This is a genomic window from Nonomuraea sp. NPDC049480 (assembly GCF_044465905.1).
GTDB lineage: Bacteria > Actinomycetota > Actinomycetes > Streptosporangiales > Streptosporangiaceae > Nonomuraea.
Genome location: NZ_JBITMD010000011.1, coordinates 287,593 through 310,199 on the forward strand (window position 1 = coordinate 287,593; position 22,607 = coordinate 310,199).

The 22,607-nt window shown below is 71.6% G+C and carries 19 protein-coding genes; 17 read left to right on the top strand and 2 right to left on the bottom strand.

What is annotated here, in order from left to right; genetic code table 11:
- Positions 1 to 44: 44 nt before the first annotated feature.
- The 3 genes from ACIBX3_RS30785 to thiD all read left to right on the top strand — a co-directional run bounded on the left by ACIBX3_RS30785 (position 45) and on the right by thiD (position 4,167).
- Positions 45 to 1,013: a thiamine-phosphate kinase gene (locus ACIBX3_RS30785; RefSeq protein WP_397123025.1), complete on the top strand. Its 969-nt coding sequence runs from the start codon at positions 45 to 47 to the stop codon at positions 1,011 to 1,013.
- Positions 1,014 to 1,138: 125 nt separating this feature from the next.
- Positions 1,139 to 3,355: a hypothetical protein gene (locus tag ACIBX3_RS30790; protein ID WP_397123027.1), complete on the top strand. Its 2,217-nt coding sequence runs from the start codon at positions 1,139 to 1,141 to the stop codon at positions 3,353 to 3,355.
- An 8-nt stretch (positions 3,356 to 3,363) separates the two neighbouring features.
- Positions 3,364 to 4,167, top strand: a complete 804-nt coding sequence (thiD, locus tag ACIBX3_RS30795; RefSeq protein ID WP_397123029.1) for a bifunctional hydroxymethylpyrimidine kinase/phosphomethylpyrimidine kinase — start codon at positions 3,364 to 3,366, stop codon at positions 4,165 to 4,167.
- Positions 4,168 to 4,273: 106 nt separating this feature from the next.
- Here thiD and rpmB read toward each other — a convergent pair whose 3' ends face one another.
- Positions 4,274 to 4,459 (bottom strand): 50S ribosomal protein L28, encoded by a 186-nt coding sequence (gene rpmB / locus ACIBX3_RS30800; RefSeq protein WP_043618345.1) that lies wholly within the window; start codon positions 4,457 to 4,459, stop codon positions 4,274 to 4,276.
- A gap of 220 nt (positions 4,460 to 4,679) precedes the next feature.
- On the opposite strand from rpmB, the gene ACIBX3_RS30805 reads away from it, so the two are divergent.
- From ACIBX3_RS30805 to mutM, 8 genes are all read left to right on the top strand, one after another.
- A complete protein-coding gene (locus tag ACIBX3_RS30805) occupies positions 4,680 to 6,224 on the top strand; it encodes a DAK2 domain-containing protein (protein WP_397123031.1) in 1,545 nt (514 codons plus the stop codon).
- 49 nt (positions 6,225 to 6,273) lie between these two features.
- Positions 6,274 to 8,451 carry an ATP-dependent DNA helicase RecG gene (gene recG, locus ACIBX3_RS30810; RefSeq protein ID WP_397123033.1) on the top strand — a complete coding sequence of 726 codons (2,178 nt, stop codon included), beginning with the start codon at positions 6,274 to 6,276 and terminating at the stop codon, positions 8,449 to 8,451.
- Between the two features lie 294 nt (positions 8,452 to 8,745).
- Positions 8,746 to 9,312: a 16S rRNA (guanine(966)-N(2))-methyltransferase RsmD gene (gene rsmD, locus ACIBX3_RS30815; RefSeq protein WP_397123035.1), complete on the top strand. Its 567-nt coding sequence runs from the start codon at positions 8,746 to 8,748 to the stop codon at positions 9,310 to 9,312.
- A 14-nt stretch (positions 9,313 to 9,326) separates the two neighbouring features.
- Positions 9,327 to 9,803 carry a pantetheine-phosphate adenylyltransferase gene (coaD, locus tag ACIBX3_RS30820; RefSeq protein ID WP_127936038.1) on the top strand — a complete coding sequence of 159 codons (477 nt, stop codon included), beginning with the start codon at positions 9,327 to 9,329 and terminating at the stop codon, positions 9,801 to 9,803.
- Between the two features lie 54 nt (positions 9,804 to 9,857).
- Positions 9,858 to 10,427 carry a YceD family protein gene (locus tag ACIBX3_RS30825; RefSeq protein WP_397123037.1) on the top strand — a complete coding sequence of 190 codons (570 nt, stop codon included), beginning with the start codon at positions 9,858 to 9,860 and terminating at the stop codon, positions 10,425 to 10,427.
- Position 10,428: 1 nt separating this feature from the next.
- Positions 10,429 to 10,608 (top strand): 50S ribosomal protein L32, encoded by a 180-nt coding sequence (gene rpmF, locus ACIBX3_RS30830; protein WP_082535183.1) that lies wholly within the window; start codon positions 10,429 to 10,431, stop codon positions 10,606 to 10,608.
- A gap of 300 nt (positions 10,609 to 10,908) precedes the next feature.
- On the top strand, positions 10,909 to 11,628 hold the full coding sequence (gene rnc / locus ACIBX3_RS30835; protein WP_397123154.1) for a ribonuclease III: 720 nt from the start codon (positions 10,909 to 10,911) through the stop codon (positions 11,626 to 11,628).
- A 77-nt stretch (positions 11,629 to 11,705) separates the two neighbouring features.
- The gene (gene mutM, locus ACIBX3_RS30840; RefSeq protein WP_397123156.1) at positions 11,706 to 12,560 is read left to right on the top strand and encodes a bifunctional DNA-formamidopyrimidine glycosylase/DNA-(apurinic or apyrimidinic site) lyase; all 855 of its coding nucleotides are present in this window, start codon (positions 11,706 to 11,708) and stop codon (positions 12,558 to 12,560) included.
- Here the strand turns inward: mutM and ACIBX3_RS30845 are convergent.
- Positions 12,499 to 13,644: an MFS transporter gene (locus tag ACIBX3_RS30845; protein ID WP_397123039.1), complete on the bottom strand. Its 1,146-nt coding sequence runs from the start codon at positions 13,642 to 13,644 to the stop codon at positions 12,499 to 12,501. The genes mutM and ACIBX3_RS30845 overlap by 62 nt on opposite strands.
- Before the next feature lie 91 nt (positions 13,645 to 13,735).
- Between ACIBX3_RS30845 and ACIBX3_RS30850 the strand changes: the two genes are divergently transcribed.
- The 6 genes from ACIBX3_RS30850 (at position 13,736) to ACIBX3_RS30875 (ending at position 22,597) form a co-directional block, all read left to right on the top strand.
- Positions 13,736 to 14,641, top strand: coding sequence for a LysR family transcriptional regulator (locus tag ACIBX3_RS30850; RefSeq protein WP_397123041.1), 906 nt, complete (start codon positions 13,736 to 13,738; stop codon positions 14,639 to 14,641).
- A gap of 30 nt (positions 14,642 to 14,671) precedes the next feature.
- Positions 14,672 to 14,947 (top strand): acylphosphatase, encoded by a 276-nt coding sequence (locus ACIBX3_RS30855; RefSeq protein WP_397123158.1) that lies wholly within the window; start codon positions 14,672 to 14,674, stop codon positions 14,945 to 14,947.
- 191 nt (positions 14,948 to 15,138) lie between these two features.
- Complete coding sequence (locus ACIBX3_RS30860; RefSeq protein ID WP_090938435.1) at positions 15,139 to 15,333, top strand: hypothetical protein; 195 nt, start codon at positions 15,139 to 15,141, stop codon at positions 15,331 to 15,333.
- A gap of 177 nt (positions 15,334 to 15,510) precedes the next feature.
- Positions 15,511 to 19,254 carry a chromosome segregation protein SMC gene (gene smc / locus ACIBX3_RS30865; protein ID WP_397123043.1) on the top strand — a complete coding sequence of 1,248 codons (3,744 nt, stop codon included), beginning with the start codon at positions 15,511 to 15,513 and terminating at the stop codon, positions 19,252 to 19,254.
- 261 nt (positions 19,255 to 19,515) lie between these two features.
- Positions 19,516 to 20,691, top strand: coding sequence for a signal recognition particle-docking protein FtsY (gene ftsY / locus ACIBX3_RS30870; protein WP_397123045.1), 1,176 nt, complete (start codon positions 19,516 to 19,518; stop codon positions 20,689 to 20,691).
- 250 nt (positions 20,692 to 20,941) lie between these two features.
- A complete protein-coding gene (locus ACIBX3_RS30875) occupies positions 20,942 to 22,597 on the top strand; it encodes a tetratricopeptide repeat protein (RefSeq protein ID WP_397123046.1) in 1,656 nt (551 codons plus the stop codon).
- Positions 22,598 to 22,607 lie beyond the last annotated feature (10 nt).

Here is a 22,607-nt window from a genome sequence, read left to right on the forward strand (position 1 = left end):
GTCCTCCCGGGCGATTGGATCACGCCGAAGGGCCACCGTACCCTGTGTGCGTCAGGAGGTGCGTCATCACAGTCGGAGATCTCGGCGAATTCGGTGTGGTAACTCGTATTACCGGACGTCTGCCCCAGAGCGCGGCAGTAATGCTGGGCCCGGGTGACGACGCCGCGATGATCGGCGCGCCCGACGGGCGCGTGGTGGTGTCCACGGATTTGCTGATCGAGGGTAGGCACTTCCGCCGCGATTGGTCCAGCGCATATGACGTAGGCCGCAAGGCCGCGGCGCAGAACCTCGCGGACGTGGCGGCCATGGGCGCGACGCCGACGTCCATCGTGGTCGGGCTGGGAATTCCGGCGGACCTGCCGGTGGCGTGGCTGGACGGGCTGACCGACGGGTTCCGCGACGAGTGCGCCGTGGCCGGCGCGAGCGTGGCCGGCGGCGACGTCACCCGGTGTGACCTGGTGGTCCTCGGCGTGACCGCGCTGGGCGACCTGGGCGGGCGGCCTCCCGTGACCCGGGCGGGCGCCGCGCCGGGGCAAGTGGTGGCGGTCGCCGGCCGGCTCGGGTACGCCGCGGCCGGGCTGGCGCTGCTGGACGCCGGAGCGCCGGTGGACTCCGCGGCGCTCCAGGAGGCCGTGGCCGCGCACCGGCGGCCCTGTCCGCCGTACGCGGAGGGGGTGCGGGCGGCCGAGCTGGGCGCGAGCGCGATGCTGGACGTCAGCGACGGGCTGCTGCAGGACTTGGGGCACGTCGCGAAGGCGAGCGGGGTGCGGATCGAGCTGGATCCGCAGGTGTTCGCCGTGGGTGAGCCGGTGGCGGTGGCGGCCAAAGAACTTGGGCTCGATCCGCTGGAGTGGGTGCTCACGGGTGGGGAAGATCACGCGCTCGCGGCCGTATTTCCCCCGGAGGTACGGCTGCCGGCGTCGTGGCAGATCGTGGGCCGCGTGGTCGAGGGGGAAGGCGTGCTGGTATATGGCCGCGAACTGGGACAAGGCGGCTGGGATCACTTTCGGTAATGACTTGTCCCGATTTACGTGATAATTGCCTGTTTTGGGGTATGACTAGCGGGATTGCTGTGACAGCGGCGTAGCAAAGGTGTTATGAAGATTGGCGGCCACTGTAACCGGAAGAAAGGGCAGCCATGGGCCGCCACGGCACAGGTGGATCCGACGACGGGGAAGAACAGGGGGACAGCGCATTTTGGGGTCCTGATGAGCAGGCCGAGCCGCCAGGCTGGCCGTCGCTGCCGGACCGGCCCGAGGTGACGGGGCAGTGGGCCCCGATGCCGCGGCGGGAGAGCGAGCCGCCTTCGCGCGGGCCGCAGCCCGAGCCGTTCGAGACCACCGGGGCCTTCGCGCTGCCCACCGACTCCGCCGGCGGCCTCCCACCGGCCAACGACCCTGCGGGTGCCTTCCCGCCGCCTGGTCCGCACAGCGCGCAGGCCGGGCCTTTTGAGACGACGGGCGCCTTCGTCCGCCCGCCGGACTGGGACGCGACCTCCGGTCCCGGCTCCGCCGGTCCCACCGGTCCTTTCGGTCCCACAGGCGCTCGCGGCCCCGCAGACGCTTCCGGTGCCCCGCGGCCCATGGGCACTCCCGGTCCTGGCGGAGCGCCGGGATCCCCCGGCGGCCCAGGTCCCGGGGGCAGGCCTGGCGCCCCCGGCGGCTTCGATGGTCCCGTCACCGGCGCCTTCGACGCGCCGGGAGGCTTCGACCGGGCCGGCGGCCCGAGGCCCGGCGACGGACCCGGCGCCTTCGACGGCCCCGCCGACGGCAGAGGCCCCTTCGATGGTCCCTCCGATCGTCCTGGGCCCTTCGACGGCCCTGCCGACCGTCCTGGAGCCTTCGACGAGTCCTCCGGCGGAACCGGTTTCTTCGATCGGCCGGCCAGGGGGATGAATCCCTTCGACCAGCCGTCCGGCGGGACCGGGCCCTTCGACCGGCCCTCCGGCGGAACTGGACCCTTCGACCAGCCGTCCGGCGGGACCGGGCCGTTCGACCGGCCCTCCGGCGGGACCGGGCCGTTCGACCGGCCGTCCGGCGGGACCGGGCCGTTCGACCAGCCGTCCGGCGGGACCGGGCCGTTCGACCGGCCGAGCGGTGAGACCGCCCGCTTCGACAGCCCGGGCCCCTTCGGGGGTCCCGGCCCCTTCGACAACCCGGGCCCTTTCGGGGGTCCCGGTCCCTTCGACGGCCCCGACGGCCGTAACGGCCCCTTCGACGGCCCTGAGGGCGGCAACGGCGGGCCTGGGGACCGTACGGCCGGGTTCGACCAGCCCATGGGTCCTCCCACGCTGAGCGGCCCGCCAGAGCCCGGCGACATCAAGGTGGCAGGCGAGCCGACGGCCATTCAGGCCCCCGCGTGGGCGGAGGCCGAGACCGGGTTCCTGGCCTCCGGCTGGTCGTCCGACTCCGGCCTGGACGAGCCGGAGGAGCCCAAAGGCCGCCGCGGCCGCCGCAAGGCCAAGGCCGCACGCGGCGGCGGTGGTGGCGGTGGTAACGGCGGTCGTGGCGGCGGCGGTGACGAACTGCTCGCCGCACCCTCGGGAGGCGGCAAGGGCAGGGTCGCGTTGTTGTCGGTGGCCGCCGTGGCCGTCGTGCTCGGCGGCACGGTGGCGGGCGTCAAGCTCATGAGTTCCTCCGGCGAGGCCGCCAAGTGCGAGGGCGCGACGTGCGCGGCCGTACAGGCCACGTCCAGCGGGCCCGCTCCCGCGGTCTCCGACCCGCCGGAGGAGGAGGAGACCGAGCCCGAGGAGGAGCCGGCGCCGGACGAGGAGGAGACCACGCCCTCCAAGACTCCTACGCCGACGGCCACGTACGCCGCTCGCGCGCCGCAGCGCACCGCCACGCCCACCCCGACGCCGACCAAGACCAGGGTGAAGAAGTCCCCGAAGCCGGTGGCCGAGCCGACGCCGACGGAGACGCCCGAGCCGACACCCGACGACAACGTGACGATCTCGCCGACCGACGACCCCTCGTCGCTGGACACCGGCGCGCCCACCTTCGGCTCCACGCCGGATCCCACCAGCGGCGCGGGGACGATCAACGCGGGCGGCAGCAGCGGCTCGGTGAACGTCAAGCAGACGATCGTGCAGCGGGTGGCCACGTACAAGGCCAACCTGACGCTCTCGAACACCTCACGGGCGACGCTGGACAAGCCCACGGTCTCCATGCCCGTCGAGGGCCTGGTCCTGGACGTGGACGGCGCCGAGTGGACGCAGGACGGCGACCTGCTGATCCTGGACCTGTCGGCGACGCTCGCCGCGGGCGCGTCGGCCAGCGTCTCGTTCACCGCCACGGGAACGGGCGTGGAGGCCGCGACCTGCGGCATGGTCAGTGGGGAGTGCGCCGTCACCTGAATGGTTGGATGGGGGACATGACGGTTTCGACCCCTCCACGCGTGCTGACCGTCGCCGGCTCCGACTCAGGAGGCGGCGCGGGCATCCAGGCCGACCTGAAAACCATGCTGGCCATGGGCGTCCACGGCATGAGCGTCATCGCGGCGGTGACGGCACAGAACTCGATCGGCGTCCAGGGCTACTGGGAGCTGCCGCCGGAGGCCGTGCGGGCGCAGCTCGACTCGGTCCTGGGCGACATCGGCGCTCAGGCCGTCAAGACCGGCATGCTGGCCTCTCCGGTCCTGGTCGAGACTGTGGCGGACGTCCTGGGCGCCTATGCCGCGCCTGTCGTGGTCGATCCCGTCGGGGTGTCGAAGCACGGCGACTCGCTGCTGGCGCCCGAGGCCGTCGAGACGGTGCGGACCCGGCTGCTGCCCGTGGCGACCGTGGCCACGCCGAACCTGTGGGAGGTGGAGCAGCTCACCTCGGTCAAGGTCGAGGACGAGGACGGGCTGCGGCGGGCCGCGGACGCCGTACTGGAGCTGGGGCCCACGTGGGCGCTGATCAAGGGCGGACATCTGCCCGGCGCGCCCGTGGACCTGCTGACGGACGGCACGAGCGAATATCGCTTCGCCGCCGAGCGCCTCGACAACCGCCACACCCACGGCACGGGCTGCACACTGGCCTCGGCCATCGCCTCCCGGCTCGCACTGGGGGACGAGGTGCCGGACGCGGTGGGGAAGGCGAAGGAGTACGTGACGGGCGCCATCGCCCAAGGCTTCCCGCTGGGCGCCGGCATCGGCCCGGTGGACCACGCCTGGCGCTGGCGCTGACGCCCGGCATCGCGCGCCCGGCCGGGGGACCCCGCACGCCCTGCGGGGCGAAAACGCGCAAGCCCGCGACTCCCTCAGGAGCAGCGGGCTTGCGCGAAAGTGAGAACTAGCGGGTGACCTTGCCCGCCTTGATGCACGAGGTGCACACGTTCAGCTTCTTCGGCGTGCCGCCGACGACCGCGCGCACCGTCTGGATGTTGGGGTTCCAACGACGGCGGGTGCGGCGGTGCGAGTGGGACACGTTGTTACCGAAGGTCGGGCCCTTGCGGCAGACATCGCAGACGGAAGCCACGGTATCGCTCCTTAAAACAGTCGATATAGCCCTGTCCGCTGATGCTTTCCGGGCGGAGGGCATGCCGGGACAACCGGCCAGCCAGACGAGAATATCCGATCCACACCGCTGGGCGCGAACCGGGGCACTGGACCGAGCACTGGCAAGCGCTCCACTCGGCCCGGCACGGAGATATTCTCCTCCAACAACGGTAGCGCATGCGGGGAGGTCGAAGAGCGCAGTGAAGATCCTCGACCCGCCCGCGGTGCGCCGCTGGGCACGCCTGGCCGCCGACGCCCTCGGGCGGGCCAGGACGGAGATCGACGCGCTCAACGTGTTCCCGGTCGCCGACGGCGACACCGGCACCAACCTGCACCTGACGATGTTGTCCGCGGCCGAGGCCGTCGAGTCGCTGCCGGAGGACGTGGACGCGGTCGTGGTGTGGCAGACGCTCTCGTACGGCGCCTTGGTCGGCGCGCGCGGCAACTCCGGGGTGATCGTCAGCCAGGCGCTGCGCGGCCTCGCGGAGGTGCTCAAGGACGGTCACGACCTGCGCGCCGGGCTGCAGCGGGCCGCCGTGCTGGCCAGGGAGGCCGTGGCCAGGCCGGTCGAGGGCACGGTGCTGAGCGTGCTGGAGGCCGCCGCGCGGGCCGTACAGGAGATGGACGGGGACCTGCACGAGGTGGCGCGGCAGGCGGCAGGGGAGGCGCGGGCGGCGCTGGGGCGTACCCCTGACCAGCTCGACGTGCTGGCCCGCAGCGGGGTCGTGGACGCGGGCGGCGCCGGGGCGGCGATCGTGCTGGAGACCCTGGCGGCCGTGATCACGGACTCCTACGCCGACCACTACGACGTGCCCGCGCCGACCGCGCGGGTGACGCCGATGACCGAGGTCGGGGCGGGCTACGAGGTGATGTACCTGCTGGACGCCGACGACCGGGCGGTGGCCGGCCTGCGCACGGAGCTCGACGCCATGGGAGACTCGCTCGTCGTGGTCGGCGGCGAGGGCCTGTGGAACGTGCACGTCCACGTGGCCGAGGCCGGACCGGCCGTCGAGGCCGGGCTGCGGGCGGGGCGGCCGCACCGGATCCGGATCACGTACCTGGCCGAGCGCACCCACCGGGCCAGCGCGGGCAGGGGCGTGGTGGCGGTCGCCGCGGGCGACGGGATCGCGGCGCTGTTCGAGGAGTGCGGGGCCGTCGTGGTACGCCGCGCGCCCGGCTCCCGGCCCGCGCTCCCCGCCCTGCTCGCCGCGATCAGGGAGGCCGGCGGCGAGGTCGCGGTCCTGCCGAACGACGAGGGTGTCGGGGTCGTGGCCGCCGCGGCGGCCGAGATCGCCCGCGAGGACGGCGTCGTGGTCAGCGTGCTGCCCACGAAGGCGACCGTGCAGGGGCTGGCGGCGCTCGCCGTGCACGACCCGCTGCGGCGCTTCGATGACGACGTGGTGGCGATGACCGACGCGGCCGGCCAGACCAGGTACGGGCACGTCACGGTGGCCGACAGGGAGGCGTTCACGAGCGCCGGAGTGTGCCGTCCCGGGGACGTGCTCGGCATGATCGAGGGTGACGTGGCGGTGATCGGCGGCACGCTGGAGACGGTGTGCACGGTGATCGTCGACCGGATGGTGGCGGGCGGCGGCGAACTGGTGACCCTGGTCACCGGCGCGGACGCGCCCCCGGGTCTCGCCACCTGCGTCGAGGCGCATCTGAGAGGTACGCGGCCGGACGTGGATCTGGTCGTGTACGACGGCGAGCAGGGCGGCTATCCGCTGCTGATCGGCGTGGAGTGATGGCCGTGAACGGGATTCCTGTCGGCCGCAGGCGGTAGAAATTAATCCCGTGAGCCGTTTCGACGAGCCTCTGACGAAGGCGCTCGACCCGAAGACCGCCAAGCTGCTGCACAGCGTGCTCGGCCTGGAGACGGTCGGCGACCTGCTGCGCCACTACCCGCGACGCTACGCCGAGCGCGGCGAGCTGACCGATCTCGACGCGCTCGCGGTGGACGAGCACGTCACCGTGGTCGGCGAGGTCACCAGGCTCATGCGCAAACCCATGCGCAACCGCGGCGGCACCTGGCTGGAGGTCGAGGTCGTCGACGGCGACGGCAACAAGATCTACCTGGCGTTCTTCGGCAAGGGCTCCCACGTGGCCGAGTCGCGGCTCAAGCCGGGGCGGCGCGGCATGTTCGCCGGCAAGGTGGGGCTGTTCGGGGCCAGGGGCAAGCCGCGCTGGCAGCTCGCGCACCCGGAGTTCGAGCTGTTCGAGGAGGCCGAAGGGAGCGCGGAGGAGTTCGCGGCGGCGCCGGTGCCGATCTACCCGGCGGGCAAGGACCTGACGCCGTGGGCGATCAGGCGCGCGATCGGCATCGTGCTCGACACCCTCGGCCCGCTGGATGATCCGCTCCCCGCCGGCCTGCGGGCGCGCCACGGTCTGCAGCCGCTGGGCGAGGCGTTGGTGGGCATCCATCGGCCCAAGGACTTCGCCGAGATGGGGCGGGCGCGCAAGCGGCTGAAGTTCGACGAGGCGTTCGTGCTGCAGGCCGTTCTGCTGCAGCGCCGCCAGGCGGCCACCGCCTGGCCCGCCCGCCCGCGGCCCAGGCGCGATGACGGGATGCTGGCCGAGTTCGACAAGCGGCTGCCGTTCTCGCTGACGGAGGGGCAGGCGCAGGTCGGCGAGGAGATCGCCGACGACCTCGCGGGCGAGCACCCGATGCACCGGCTGCTGCAGGGCGAGGTCGGCGCGGGCAAGACGGTGGTGGCGCTGCGCGCGATGCTGCAGGTGGTCGACGCGGGCGGGCAGGCGGCGCTGCTGGCCCCCACGGAGGTGCTCGCCCAGCAGCACCACCGCTCGATCACCGCCATGCTGGGGGACCTGGCACAGGGCGGCATGTTCGGCGGCACGGCGGTCACGCTGCTGACCGGCTCGATGGGCGCGGCCGCCCGGCGCTCGGCGCTGCTGGACGCCGCCTCGGGCAACGCGGGGATCGTCGTCGGCACGCACGCGTTGCTGCAGGAGCACGTGCAGTTCGCCGACCTGGGGCTGGTGGTGGTCGACGAGCAGCACCGGTTCGGGGTGGAGCAACGCGACGCGTTGCGCGAGAAGGCGGGGGACGCCCGCCCCCACGTCCTGGTCATGACCGCCACCCCGATCCCGCGCACGGTCGCCATGACGGTCTTCGGCGATCTGGAGGTCTCGACGCTGTCCCAGCTCCCGTCCGGCCGCGCCCCCATCACCACCCATGTCGTGCCGGCCGCGGAGAAGCCCCATTACCTGGAGCGGACCTGGGAGCGGGTGCGGGAGGAGGTGGCGCTGGGGCGGCAGGCGTACATCGTGTGCCCCCGCATCGGCGACCTGGAGGGCGACGAGGGGGACATGGAGATCGCGTCGGCGGACGAGGAGCGCCGCCCGCCGCTGGCCGTCCTGGACGTGGCCGAGCTCCTCACCCAGGGCCCCTTCCACGACTTGCGGGTCGGCACCCTGCACGGCAAGCTGCCGCCGGAGGAGAAGGACGCGATCATGCGGGCCTTCTCGCGGGGGGAGCTCGACGTCCTGATCGCCACGACGGTCATCGAGGTGGGCGTGGACGTGCCCAACTCCTCCGTAATGATCATTATGGACGCCGACCGCTTCGGCGTCTCCCAGCTCCACCAGCTCCGCGGCCGCGTGGGCCGCGGCGGCCTCCCAGGCCTGTGCCTGCTGGTCTCCGACTTCCCCGAGGGCACCCCGGCCCGCGCCCGCCTGGACGCGGTGGCCGCCACCCTGGACGGCTTCGAGTTGTCACGGGTGGACCTGGAGCAGCGGCGGGAGGGCGACGTGCTGGGGGCTGCGCAGTCGGGCAAGCGGTCGTCGCTGAAGCTGCTGCAGTTGCTGCGCGACGAGGACGTCATCGCCACCGCCAGGGATGAGGCCGCCGCCCTGCTGACGGAGGATCCCGATCTGACGGCCCACGAGGGACTCCGGGCGGAGATCGACCGGCTGCTGGCGGACGAGCGGGCGGAGTATCTGGAGAAGACATAGCGGCCGGTGGCGGCAGACCACGGCACCGCGTAAGGAAGAAAATGAGATGCCCAGCCGCGGGGACGGCCTCCCCCCGAATGCCGTCCCCGGCTGGGCCCACCCTCGGGTCAGGTGCCGAGGGAACCGGCGTGCGGAAGGGCTCACGATCACGCCGGTCGGCCTTCACGTGGGTCATCTCGAAGGCCGCATGAATCATCATGCGGGCCCACTGCGCCGATGCCAATCACCCTTGCGCAGTCGAGGCAGACACTTGTCCACTCTTGACCTGCGTGAACCTGCGAAAGAATGGGGCACATGACTCGGATCATCGCGGGGAGCGCGGGTGGGAGGCGGTTGGCCGTGCCGCCGGGGCGCGGCACGAGACCGACCAGCGACAGGGCACGAGAAGGGATCTTCTTGACGCTCGATTCACTGTACGGACTCCGTGACGCCCGCCTCCTGGACCTGTACGCGGGGTCAGGCGCGATCGGCCTGGAGGCGCTGTCACGCGGGGCGGCGGAGGCTGTGATGGTCGAGTCCGATCCCAAGGCCGTGAGGACGATCCAGGCCAACGTCCGTTCCCTCGGCCTGGAAGGGGCTTGCGTGGTGGCCGACAAGGTGGAGCGGGCCCTGGCCAAGACGCCCGACGCCCCGTACGACATCGTCTTCGCCGATCCGCCCTACGCCGTGCCGGACAGCGAGGTCATGACGGTCCTGGAGGCGCTGCGCGACAACGGCTGGCTCGTCGATGAGGGATTGGTGGCTTTCGAGAGGGAAACCAGGGGAAAAGCCTTGATGTGGCCTGAAGGATACGTTGAGGAGAGGGTCCGTCGTTATGGTGAAGCGTCCGTTTGGTACGGTCGCGCCGCCGGGAACCCGTAGACCTGGGAGGCGTCTTGCGCCGCGTAGTCTGCCCGGGGTCGTTCGACCCCATCACCAATGGCCACCTCGACATCATCGGCCGGTCGGCCCGCCTGTACGACGAGGTCACCGTGGCAGTCCTCATCAACGTCGAGAAAAGCAGCCTGTTCACGGTCGATGAACGCATCGAGATCCTGCAGACCGTGACCAAGGAGTTCGACAACGTCAAGGTGCGGAAGTTCCACGGCCTGCTGGTGGATTTCTGCAAACAGAACGACATCCCCGCCATCGTCAAGGGGATCAGGGTGGTCAGCGACTTCGACTACGAGCTGCAGATGGCGCAGCTCAACTATCGGCTGTCGGGTGTCGAGACGCTGTTCATGCCGACGAACCCCGAATACTCCTTCCTGTCCTCCAGCCGGGTGAAGGAGATCGCCCGGTACGGTGGGGACGTGTCGGGCCTCGTGCCCGATCTCGTCCACAAGCTGCTCATCGAGCGGCTCAGGGGCTGAGCACGACCTGCTATCCTTTCTTTTCGGCCTTGTACGACGGCGATACTTTTCGCCATGCCTAGCGAGAGCAGGATGACTCAGCACCTCGACCCCCGCTCCCCTTGGGTCATCTCCACGCATGACCTGGGAAGGCGGCCGGGTTCGATGCGGCAGATGACCCTGACCCTCCCGGCACCGGCGGACCTCGGCGTCGACATGATCGGTGTCCCCAAGGACGCCGAAGTCGAGCTGGATCTCCGGTTCGAAGCAGTGATGGAAGGCGTGCTCGTCTCGGGCACGGCGCAGGCCCCGCTCGCCGGGGAGTGCGCGCGGTGCCTGGACCCGATGACCTCGGATATCGAGGTTGACCTGCAGGAGCTGTTCTTCTATTCCAACGAGGACGCCTCGGAGGATGATTCGCTGCTCGACGGGGAGCTGCTCGACCTCGAGCCGACGTTCCGCGACGCGGTGGTGCTCGCACTGCCGCTGAGCCCGGTGTGCCGCGAGGACTGCGAAGGGCTCTGCACGGAATGCGGGATCAAGCTGGCCGAGGCCGGCGAAGATCACAGGCACGAGAAGATCGACGCCCGCTGGGCGTCGTTGCAAGGTCTGATTTCCGACAAAGATAACGATCAGGAGAAGTGACGTGGCCGTCCCGAAGCGAAAGATGTCGCGGAGCAACACCCGCGCCCGTCGCTCCCAGTGGAAGACGACTGCTGTCGCCCTGGTGAGCTGCCCGCAGTGCCGTTCGCCCAAGCAGCCGCACATCGCATGCCCCACCTGCGGCACCTACAACCGTCGTCAGGTCGTCGAGCCGTCCGCCTGATCCGACTGACAAGAAACCTGCCCATTGGACTGCCGCACCGCTCTTGTGCTTGGCTGTGACCGTGACGGCGGTCCACACGGCGGTTTTGCATCAGCAGTTGACGTGATGCCGACCGGGTGCGATCGTGCCTCGGTCGGCGTTACCGTCTAGATGCGTGCGGCGGCGGTTCGCCCGCGGCCGTGGTGGACGCCGGGGCTACGCGTTACCCCGACGCCCACCACGTTTTCGGGCATCTTCCGCAGTCGTCGCGCCATGTGAAGATGTCCGAGGAGGAAGCACGTGGGCGCAGGTCCTAAGCCGGTGGCCGTGGAGGTCGCCAGAGAAGAGCTCGAGCGGGTCCTTTCTGTCGGTCTCGACCCCGACATCCTGGAGCGGGCACTGACGCACCGCTCGTACGCGTACGAGAACGGTGGCCTGCCCACCAACGAGCGCCTGGAGTTCCTGGGTGACTCGGTGCTGGGCCTGGTCGTCACCGACACCCTCTACCGCAACCACCCCGACCTGCCCGAGGGCCAGCTGGCCAAGCTGCGGGCCGCGGTGGTCAACATGCGTGCGCTGGCCGACGTGGCCCGCAACCTGGGCCTGGGCCGGTTCCTGCGGCTCGGCCGGGGCGAGGAGGGCACGGGCGGCCGCGACAAGTCGTCCATCCTGGCCGACACGCTGGAGGCCCTCATCGGCGCGATCTACGTCGACAAGGGTCTCGACGAGGCGTTCCGGGTGGTGCACCTGCTGTTCGACCCCCTGATCGTCCGCTCGGCCTCGCTCGGCGCCGGGCTCGACTGGAAGACGTCGCTGCAGGAGCTGACCGCCTCCGAGGCGCTCGGCGTGCCCGAGTACCACGTCGAGGAGAGCGGCCCCGACCACGCCAAGTCGTTCACGGCCATGGTGCGGGTCGGCGGCGAGTCCTACGGCTCGGGCACCGGGCGCAGCAAGAAGGAGGCCGAGCAGCAGGCGGCCGAGGCCGCGTGGACCCGCATCAGGGCCCGCCGCGACCAGCGGGAGAGCCAGCCCGCGGGCTGAGCGGGCGCGGAAGAGGCCGGTCCCGAGGGCACGTTCGCACGCCGGATGTGCCCGAGCGTACAGAGGGCGAGGTCCAGTTGCCGGAATTGCCGGAAGTCGAGGTCGTCAGGCGCGGTCTCGCGCAGTGGGTCATCGGCCGTGAGATCGCCTCGGCGGAGGTGCTGCACCCCCGCGCGATCAGGCGTCACGTGCCCGGGGCCGACGAGTTCACCGCGCGGCTGAAGGGCCGCGCGGTGGTTTCCGCGGAGCGCCGCGGCAAATACCTGTGGCTGCCGCTGTCGGGCGCCGAGGAGGCACTCCTGGCGCACCTGGGGATGAGCGGCCAGTTGCTCGTCGTGGACCAGGACGCGCCGCCGGAGAAGCATCTGCGGGTACGCCTGCGCTTCGAGGACGGCGGTCCCGACCTGCGCTTCGTCGACCAGCGCACGTTCGGCCACGTGATGCTCACCGCCCTGGCGGACGGCGTGCCGGAGCCGATCTCGCACATCGCGCCCGACCCGTTCGAGCCGGCGTTCGACGAGGCGGAGTTCGCCCGCCGGCTCAGGGCCAGGCACACCGAGATCAAGCGGGCACTGCTCGACCAATCGTTGATCAGCGGCGTCGGCAACATCTACGCCGACGAGGCGCTGTGGATCGCCCGGCTGCACTGGGCCCGCCCCACGCACACGCTCACCCGCCCCAAGATCACCGAGCTGGTCACCGCCGTGCGCACGGTCATGGCCGCCGCGCTCCATCAGGGCGGCACCTCGTTCGACAGCCTGTACGTCAACGTCAACGGCGAGAGCGGCTACTTCGACCGCTCCCTGGAGGTGTACGGCCGCCGCGACCTGCCGTGCTCCCGCTGCGGCACCCCGGTCAGGCGGGAGGCGTTCATGAACCGGTCGTCCTACTCCTGCCCCAAATGCCAGCGACGCCCGCGGCCAGCGCGCTGAGCGCCGCGCCGAGCCACATCACCGCGGAGATCGACACCCCGTCGACGACCCGGCCGCCGATCAGCGACCCGAGCGCGATGGAGAGGTTGAACGCGCCGACGAAGAGCGCCGTGCCCAGCTCGCCGCCGCCCGACCGCATGATCCACAGCTGCAGGGTCACGCCCACGCCACCGTAGCCCAGCCCCCACACCACCAGCGCGGCCAGCGGCACGCCGATGAGCGGCAGCGCCGCCGTGGCCAGGGCCATGAGGACGGCCAGGATGATCAGAACCGGCCGGGGGTTCCTGGCCGCCCGGGCGCCGGCGGCGAAGTTGCCGAGCACTCCCGCGGCCCCGTACACGAGCAGGGCCGTGCCGACGAGCCAGGGACCCGCGTGCGAGACCTGCTCCAGGAACGGCCGGACGTAGGTGTAGGCCGCGAAGTGGCCGGACACGACCAGGACGGTCAGCAGGAGGAGGATCTTGAGCGGGCCGGGAACGCCTCCCGCGCGGACCGGCCCCTCGCCGGGAAGCGGCGGCAGAGTGGCGGCCAGCAGCGCGAGCAGGGCCAGGGCCAGCACACCCATCGCGGCGAACGCCGTCCGCCACCCCGCGAACGACGAGACGAACGTCGCCGCCGGCACCCCCAGCACCGACGCCACCGACACCCCGGCCAAGATGATCGACGTGGCGCGCCCGACGTGCCGCTCGGGCACCAGCCGCACGCCCAGACCGGCCGCGAAGGCCCAGAACCCGCCGATGGCGACCCCGGTCAGCACCCGGGCCGCCAGCATGACCGGATAGACCGGCGCCAGCGCACCCGCCAGGTTGGCCGCGGCCAGCAGCGCCATCAGCCCCAGCAGTACGGCCCGCCGGTCGAGCCGGCGGGCGGCGAGCGCCAGCACGGGGGCGGACACGGCGGCGACCAGTCCCGGCGCCGACATCATCAGCCCGGCCGTGCCCGTGGACACGCCGAGGTCGGCGGCGATCGAGGTCAACAGGCCTACAGGGAGCATCTCGCTGGTCACGAGCGTGAAGGTGCCCACGGCGAGCGAGGACACGGGGAGCCAGCGCGCCCGTACGGGGGCGGAGAGAAGGGTCGTCATGCCCCTCAGCCTTCTGCCGCCCGGGGAGCGGAACAATGGCGAAGATCGAAGGCTTGGTTTAGTCAAGTTAAGCGATCGTCCGGAGGTGGAGATGGACTTCAGAGAGCTGGAGTGCTTCGTGGTGCTGAGCGAGGAGCTGCACTTCGCGCGTACGGCCGAGCGCCTTTACCTGTCGCCGGGGCGGGTGAGCCAGCTCATGCGCTCCCTGGAGACCAGGATCGGCGGCAGACTCTTCGACCGGACCAGCCGCCGCGTACGCCTGACTCCCCTCGGCGAACGCTTCCTGGCCGACCTGAGGCCGTCCTACGACGGTCTGGCGAACGCTGTGAGCCGCGCCAAGACGGCCGCTCGCGAGGTGACGGGCGTGCTCAGGGTCGGCTTCCTGGCCACGCCCACGGACGCCGTCACGGGCAGCGTACGGGCCTTCGAGAGCCGCCACCCGGGATGCGAGGTGGAGCTGGTGGAGATCCGGCTCTCAGACCCGTTCGGCAAGCTGCGCGCGGGACAGGTGGACCTGGCGTTCACGCTGCTGCCGGTGGACGACGAGCCCGGCCTGGCCGCGGGCGCCGCGCTGAACCGGGTCTCCTACCGGCTCGGCCTCTCCGCGCGCCACCCGCTGGCGGCCCGTGCGAGCATCGATGTGGAGGAACTGGCCTCGGTGCCCTTGATCGGCGTGGAGGGCCCGGCCCCGCGCTGGTGGCGCGAGCGGGTGGCACCCTCCGTAACGCCTTCCGGTCGTCCGATTCCCCGGGCCGGCGCGGTCGCGACCACCCAGGAGGGCCTGACCCAGGTGGCGCTCGGCCGGGGCGGCATGCTGTTCTGCACCCCTACGGCGGATCACCACAGGGGCCCCGAAATAAGCTTCGTTCCGGTCACGGGGCTGCCGCCGTCGATCTTGGGTGTGGCCTGGGTGCGGGCGGCGGAGACGGCGGCGGTCAGGGCGTTCGACGAGGCGGCGGCGGGGCACGCGCTCGGGGTGGAGGCGCTCGTCGCGTGAGACCTTTTGGGAGGAATGATGCGAGAAAATGTGGAAAACGCCAGGCTAACGGCCTGGGTACGGGGGAGGGTTCAGGGTGTGGGGTTCCGCTGGTGGACCCGAGCCCGTGCCCTGGAGCTCGGTCTGGCGGGATGGGCGCGCAACACAGAGGACGGCCGGGTGGAGGTCGTGGCAGAGGGCCCCCGCGAGGACTGCGTCAAGCTGCTGGAGCTGCTGAGAGGTTGCGACACGCCGGGGAGGGTCGATGGAGTAGTGGAACGGTGGAGCGAACCCCGAGGTAGTTTGGGCGGTTTTGTAGAGAGGTAGCGACTTCCGTTAAACCGTCCAAATAGGGTATAGTTGTATGTCGGGAGTGCCCAGTCAGTAGGGCTCAGCGGTTTGTTCGACTTGACCGCCCACACTGCCGGTGCGACTCTTGTTAGGTACCACGCGCACCCCTCCCGCGGAATAGAAGTGCGCGAACCAGTCTGGTCACTCAGCGTGGAGGACCCTTTACCATGGCGAAGGCTCTACTCGGCCACGTCGGCGGTCCTGACCCTCGGATGGTCTCGGAAATGCGGCGCTTGCAGCAGCGTATCCGTGACCTGGAGGCAGAACTCATCCGACTTCAGGCCACGAATGACGCTCTTGCGGCGCAAACCCGCGACGAGGCGCTCAGCCGCATGCAAGAGCGCGAGCCGGCACTCACCTGAGAGTGATCGGAGCGCAACACCCAGGGACGTCTCGGAGAGGCGTCCCTTGTTATTTGCCCCACTAGTTGTTCGCCCCGATGACCTGGTAGCCCGCGGTCCCCGCTGCGCATGCCCACGTGGGGCAGTGCGGACCAGTAGGCTTTCCCGCATGTCCGGTCAGGGAGAAGGGGGTCGCGCTTGTATTTGAAGACCCTCACCCTGCGCGGCTTCAAGTCCTTCGCCTCCGCCACCGCCCTCCGGTTCGAGCCCGGGATCACCTGTGTGGTCGGTCCCAACGGCTCAGGGAAGTCCAACGTCGTCGACGCCCTGGCCTGGGTCATGGGCGAGCACAGCGCCAAGTCGCTGCGCGGCGGCAAGATGGAGGACGTCATCTTCGCCGGCACCTCCTCCCGGCCGCCCCTCGGGCGCGCCGAGGTGACCTTGACGATCGACAACTCCGACGGCGCGCTGCCGATCGACTACACCGAGGTCACGATCAGCCGGCTGATGTTCCGGTCGGGGCAGAGCGAATACGCGATCAACGGCGACACCTGCCGTCTGCTCGACATCCAGGAGTTGTTGTCCGACTCGGGCATCGGCCGCGAGATGCACGTGATCGTCGGGCAGGGCCAGCTCGACGCCGTGCTGCACGCGGGGCCCGAGGACCGGCGGGCTTTCATCGAAGAGGCCGCCGGCGTGCTCAAGCACCGCAAGCGCAAGGAGAAGGCGCTGCGCAAGCTGGACGCCATGCAGGCCAACATGACCCGCGTCCAGGACCTCGCCACCGAGCTGCGCCGCCAGCTCAAGCCGCTGGGCCGGCAGGCGGAGATCGCCCGCAAGGCCGCCGTCATCCAGGCCGACCTGCGCGACGCCAGGCTGCGCCTGCTGGCCGACGACGTGGGCATCCTGCGGGTGACCCTGGAGCGCGAGGCCGCCGACGAGGCCGCGATCATGGCCAGACGCAACCAGGTCGAGACCGAGCTGGCCGAGGCCCAGCAGCGCGAGACGGCGCTGGAGAGCGCCGAGGCCGAGGCCCAGCCGCGGCTGGCGGCCGCCCAGGAGACGTACTTCCGGCTGTCGTCGCTGCGCGAGCGCATCACCGGCCTGGAACAGCTCGCCGCCGAGCGCCACCGGCACGCTGTCGACGCCGCCGCCATCGAGCGGCGCGGGCGCGACCCCGAGGACCTCGAACGCGAGGCGGCCGAGGTACGCGAGCAGGAGCTCATCCTCAAGGCCGAGCTGGAGCAGGCGCAGGAGCTGCTGGAGGATGCCGTCCAGCGGCGGGCCGCCGGTGAGGCCGAGCTGAGCGCCGAGGAGCAGCGGCTCGCGCTGGCCGCCCGGGCCGCCGCCGACCGCCGCGAAGGGCTGGCCAAGCTACGCGGCCAGGTCGATTCCGTACGCAGCCGCGCCCGCGCGGCCGAGGAGGAGATCGGCCGGCTCCGGCAGGCCGTGACCGACGCGGCCGAGCGCGAGGGCCAGGCCAGGGAGGACCTCGACGCGCAGCGGCAGGAGGAGCCCCCCGTGGATCCCGCGCTCGCCGAGGAGCTGGCCACGGCGCAGGCCACGGTAGAGGAGGCCAAGGCCGTCGCCGACGAGGCCAGGGTCGCGGCGGAGGAGGCCAAGTCCGCACTGGACGCGCCGCGCGCCGCCCTCCAGGCCGCCAAGGCGGGCGTCGCCACCGCGCGGGCCGCCGACCAGGAGGCCCAGCGTTCGGTGGCCGCCCTGGCCGCCCGCCGGGACGCCCTGGAGCTCGGGCTGGCCAAGGGCGACGGCGGCGCCGCGCTGCTGGAGGCGGACCTGGCCGGAGTGCTGGGGCCGCTGGCGGCGTCGATGCAGGTCACGCCGGGGGCCGAGCAGGCCGTGGCGGCGGTGCTGGGGCCCGTTGCCGAGGCGATCACCGTCAAGACCCTGGACACGGCCGTCGAGGCCCTCGACCTGCTCCGCGCCGGGGGCACCGGTCAGGCGACCCTCCTGGTGGCGCTGGCCGGGGGAGGGAACGGTGAAGGCGCTCCCGGCACGGCCGCCGAGCGCCGCGGCGGCGAGGAGGCCTACGCCGGCGTCCGGCGCCCGCGTGCGGCGGCGCCTGAGGGCGGGCAGTGGGCCGCGGAGCTCGTCACCGTCCCCGACCACCTGCGTCCCGCCCTCGACCACGTGCTCGTGGACGTCGTCGTCGTGGACGACCTGGGGGCCGCGCGGGCGCTGGTCGAGCGCAACCCCGGGCTCAGGGCCGTCACCAAGGCGGGCGACGTGGTGGGTGCCCATCTGGCCAGCGGCGGGTCTGAAGCAGGCACCTCCGTGCTCCAGGTCAGGGCGGCGCTGGACGAGGCCGTCAGGGACCTGGAGGAGGCCGAGGCGAGGGCGGAGGAGACCGCCGCGGCGATGGACGAGGCGATCGTCCAGGAGCAGCGCGCCCAGACCGCCCTGGAGGCCGCCCAGGCGCAGGCCGGCGAGGCCCAGACCGCCGTCACCACCGCCCAGGCGGGCGTGAGCGCCGCCCAGGGCGCTCTCGACCAGGTCAGGGCCCGCCAGCGGGAGGCCGACCAGCGCAACGCCGCGGCCGCCAGGCGCCTGGCCCAGCTCGAGGCCGCCGCCAACGCCGCCCGCGACGAGGCCGAGCGGCTGACAAGGAGCGTCACCAAGGCGGAGGAGGCCCGAGCCGAGGGCATGGAGGAGCTGGCCGAGCTGGAGATCCGCCTGGCCGAGGCCGAATACGCCCAGGAGCTCGAGTCCGAGCCCACCACCGACCGGCGCGACGAGCTGGCGGCCGCCTGCGAGGCCGCCAGGCAGCGCGAGATGGACACCCGCCTCCAGGTACGCACCGCCGAGGAGCGCGTCAAGGGCATCGAGGGCCGCGCCGACGCCCTCATGCGCGCCGCCGCACGGGAGCGCGAGGAACGCGCCCAGGCGGCCGCTCAGCGCGCCAGGCGCAGGCGGCAGGCCGCCGTGGCCGAAGCCGTCAGCAAGGGCGCCAAACAGGTGCTCAGGGCCCTTTCCGAGTCGGTCCAGGTCGCCGCCAGGGAGCGCGACGAGGCCGACCTGGCCAGGGTCGCCGTCGACGCCGAGCTCAAGCAGGTGCGCCTGCGCGTACGCGAGCTCGGCCAGGAGCTCGACAAGCTGGTCAACCGCGTGCACGGCAGCGAGGTGGCCCGCACCGAGCAGCGCCTGCGGCTGGAGCAGCTGGAGCAGCGGGCGATGGAGGAGTTCGGCGTCGAGATCGAGGCTCTGATCTCCGAGTACGGCCCCGAGGTCCCGGTCCCCGGCGACCCGCCCGTGCCCTACGTCCGCGAGGAGCAGGAGAAGCGGGCCAGGATCGCCGAACGCCAGATGAACCAGCTCGGCAAGGTCAACCCCCTCGCCCTGGAGGAGTTCGCGGCGCTGGAGGAGCGGCACTCGTTCCTGACCTCGCAGCTGGAGGACCTCAAGAAGACCAGGCGTGACCTGCTGACCGTGGTCAAGGAGGTCGACGACCGGGTCGAGCAGATGTTCGCCTCCGCCTACGAGGACGTGGCCCGCGAGTTCGAGCAGATCTTCACCCGGGTGTTCCCCGGAGGCGACGGCCGGCTGGTGCTGACCGACCCGAACGACATGCTGACCACCGGGATCGAGGTCGAGGCCAGGCCGCCGGGCAAGAAGGTCAAGCGGCTGTCGCTGCTGTCCGGCGGCGAGCGGTCGCTCACGGCGGTGGCGTTCCTGATCTCGATCTTCAAGGCGCGGCCCTCGCCGTTCTACGTGATGGACGAGGTCGAGGCCGCGCTCGACGACACGAACACACAGCGGCTGCTGACGCTGTTCGAGGAGCTGCGGCAGAGCTCGCAGCTGATCGTCATCACCCACAACAAGCGCACGATGGAGATCGCCGACGCGCTCTACGGCGTGTCGATGCGCGGTGACGGCGTGACCCAGGTCGTCAGCCAGCGGCTGCGGGAGCGCGAGTCCGCCTGAGGTCCCTCTGGAGAAGGGCGGGGAATCGCGCCCGGTGTGGCTCCGGTCCGGTCCTTCCCGGGGACCTATTCGGGTGAGGTCTTTTCGGGGAGATTCGGGTGAGGTCTTTTCGGGGAGATTCGGGTGAGGTCCTTTCAGGGGAGAAAAGACGGAATCGCGCCCGGTGGCGGGTGGTCGGATGGTGGTTGTGAGGTGCGAACCGGCCTGATCGGTGTGGCCTTGGGCATGACCATGCCGGTCGATCTGGAAAACTGACATCTTGTGGATGGTTACCTCGGCGTCATAGTGATCGTGGCCGTCGTCGCCCTGCTGGCGGCCGGCGGTCTCTTCCTGCTCTTCAGGCCGGGCCGCAAGGCGCCCCCGCCGGTCAAGCCGCCCGAGGCGCCCCCCATTCCGGAGAAGCCCGAGGAGCGGCGGCCGGCGACGGAGGAGGGCGAGGGCGCGACCACGACGCTCCCGCCCCCCGTCAAACCGGCCGAGCCGATGGTCGTCAAGCCTGAGATCGAGGTGCCGCCGCCGTCCGCGGGCCGGATGGTGCGGCTGCGCTCGCGGCTGGCCCGCTCGCAGAGCGCGCTCGGGCGCGGGCTGCTGGAGCTGCTCTCCCGCGACCGGCTCGACGACGACGTGTGGGACGAGATCGAGGAGAGCCTGATCACGGCCGACGTGGGCGTCGCGCCGACCCAGATCATGGTCGAGGACCTGCGCACCAAGGTCAAGGTGCTGGGCAGCCGCACGCCCGGCGAGGTGCGCGCCCTGCTGCGCGAGGAGCTGCTCGCTCAGATCAACCCCGACCTCGACCGCACCCTCCACGTTCAGAAGCACGGCGAGCGCCCCGCGGTGGTGCTCGTCGTGGGCGTCAACGGCACCGGCAAGACCACCACCACCGGCAAGCTCGCCCGCTCGCTCGTCGGCGACGGCAAGAAGGTCGTGCTCGGCGCGGCCGACACCTTCCGCGCGGCCGCCGCCGACCAGCTCCAGACCTGGGGCGAGCGGGTCGGCGCCGACACGGTGCGCGGCCCCGAGGGCGGCGACCCGGCCTCGGTGGCGTTCGACGCCGTCGCCAAGGGCATCGAGGAGAAGGTCGACGCCGTCATCGTCGACACGGCCGGCCGCCTGCACACCAAGACCGGCCTCATGGACGAGCTCGGCAAGGTCAAGAGGGTCATCGAGAAGAAGGCCACGGTCGACGAGGTGCTGCTCGTCCTCGACGCCACCACGGGCCAGAACGGCATGCGCCAGGCTCAGGTGTTCGCCGAGGTCGTCAACATCACGGGCATCGCGCTGACCAAGCTCGACGGCACCGCCAAGGGCGGCATCGTGATCTCGGTGCAGCGCGAGCTGGGGGTCCCGGTCAAGCTGGTGGGGCTCGGCGAAGGGCCGGACGACCTGGCGCCGTTCGATCCCGAGGTGTTCGTGGACGCCATTCTCGGGGACTGACGATGTTCCGGCCGCACGGTAATTAACGGCGGAATAGCCCTTACCAGATAAATGTTGATCGGTGACTTTGCGGTGTGCTGACATATTCCGGTCATCAATGATCGTGAAAGGGCGCCCATGAAGAAGATCGTCGTTCATCGGCCAGGGACCGTGAAACCCACCGCCGGGGCCGCGCCGAGACACAACGCCTGATGCCGCCGACGCCGGCGTCTCCGCGTGGGGCGCCGGCACCACGGAAGGGGGCGCGCGCGTGAGCACGATCCTCCTGGACGCGGATCGCCGCATCGGCGGTCCGTACACACTCGCCGCCGCGCTCCTCGGCCACCTCGTCCCACAGGCGCTGGAGCACCGGCCCGATCTGGTCGCCGCCCACGACATCGAGATCCGCGCGGCCGCGCCGCGCCTGCGCGACGTCGTCCCGGCACGCCGGCGCTCGCTGGCCGACAGCCTGCCCAGGGCGCAACGGGTCCTCGTGCCCGGTGCCCGCCGCAGCCTGAGGATCGCCAACGGGCTGGCCGAATTCGTCCGCGACCATCTGAGCCGCGCCGGCGCGCTGACGCTCACCGTGACCAACCTGGGCGAGGCCGACCACACCGACGTGGAGCTCGTCGCCGTGCTGCGGCGCAGGCTCGACCCCGGCCTCCTGACCATCGAGGAGGGCCCACCGGCTCCGCGCACGGGGCCGCTGCCGGCCGACTTCGACCGCTACCGGGACGAGGGCTTCCACCACGCCATGGCCGAGTCGGGCCTGGCGCGGCTGCGCGGCGTGGACGACCCCGGGCTCCTGCAGCGGGTGGCCGCCGCGCTGGAGGCCATCGAACGCGAGGACGAGGCCCGCGAGCTCTACGACCGCGCGCGCCGCACGTGTATCGACCCCAAGCACCGCGCCACGATCGCGTACGCCACCGCCATGATCCTCGTACGCCACCACGACCCGGCCCGCCGCGACCCCGAACAGGCCCTGTCCTGGATCAACGAGGCCGTCACCATCACGTCCCTGCTGCCCGACCCCCGGGAGCGGGCCTTCCACCTGGGGTTCGACCTCAACGGCAAGGCCCTGGTCGAAGTACGCAGGGGCCGCCACGACGCCGCCATGGAGCTCGTCCAGCGGGCCATCGATCTGGCCGAGGCCGACTTGCCGGACGAGCACCCGATCCACCGTCTCGTCCTCCACGCCAACCGGGCCCAGCTCCTGGCCATGGCGGGCCGCGCGGAGGAGGCGCTGGCCGACTACACGCGCGCCATCGAGGCCGACCCCGGCTACCCCGACTACTACCTCGACCGGGGCAACCTGCTGCACCAGCTCGGCAGAGCGGACGAGGCGCTGGCCGACTACGAGGCCGTCATGCGGCTGAGCCCGCCCTTCCCGGAGGCGTACTACAACCGGTCCGAGCTCCGCTTCGCCGCCGGCGACCTGGCGGGCGCCCGCGCCGACCTGGACCACACGCTGGAGCTGGACCCGGATTTCGCGCCCGCGTACGTGAACCGCAGCGGGATCTTCGTGGCCCAGGGAGACTACGAGCGGGCCAGGGAGGACGTCGAGCGGGGGCTCGCGCTGGCGCCGCGCGATCCGCACCTGCTGTGCGTGCTCGGGCAGGTGGAGCTGGCCGAGGGCCGCCACCTGGAGGCGCGGACCGCGTTCGACCAGGCGCTGGAGTTCGACCCCGAGCTGCCGGCGGGCCTGGCCGGCAGGGCGGAGCTGGCCTACGAGCGCGGCGACAACGAAGCGGCGCTGGCCGACCTCGACCGTGCGCTGAAGCTGACGGAGAGCGCCGAGCTGCTGTTCAACCGGTCAGTGGTCTACCGGGCCATGAGCCGGCCGGACGCGGCCAGGCGGGACCTGCTCAGGGCCGCCGAGCTGGCCCCGGGCGACGAAGACGTCGGGCGGGCGCTGGCAGAGGTGTGACCCGTGGGCG

Coding starts and splice junctions, on each gene's coding strand:
- ACIBX3_RS30845 (WP_397123039.1), bottom strand. CDS start 13,644: ATGACGACCCTTCTCTCCGCCCCCGTACGGGCGCGCTGGCTCCCCGTG.
- ACIBX3_RS30850 (WP_397123041.1), top strand. CDS start 13,736: ATGGACTTCAGAGAGCTGGAGTGCTTCGTGGTGCTGAGCGAGGAGCTG.
- ACIBX3_RS30860 (WP_090938435.1), top strand. CDS start 15,139: ATGGCGAAGGCTCTACTCGGCCACGTCGGCGGTCCTGACCCTCGGATG.
- rsmD (WP_397123035.1), top strand. CDS start 8,746: ATGACTCGGATCATCGCGGGGAGCGCGGGTGGGAGGCGGTTGGCCGTG.
- ACIBX3_RS30790 (WP_397123027.1), top strand. CDS start 1,139: ATGGGCCGCCACGGCACAGGTGGATCCGACGACGGGGAAGAACAGGGG.
- thiD (WP_397123029.1), top strand. CDS start 3,364: ATGGGGGACATGACGGTTTCGACCCCTCCACGCGTGCTGACCGTCGCC.
- ACIBX3_RS30825 (WP_397123037.1), top strand. CDS start 9,858: ATGCCTAGCGAGAGCAGGATGACTCAGCACCTCGACCCCCGCTCCCCT.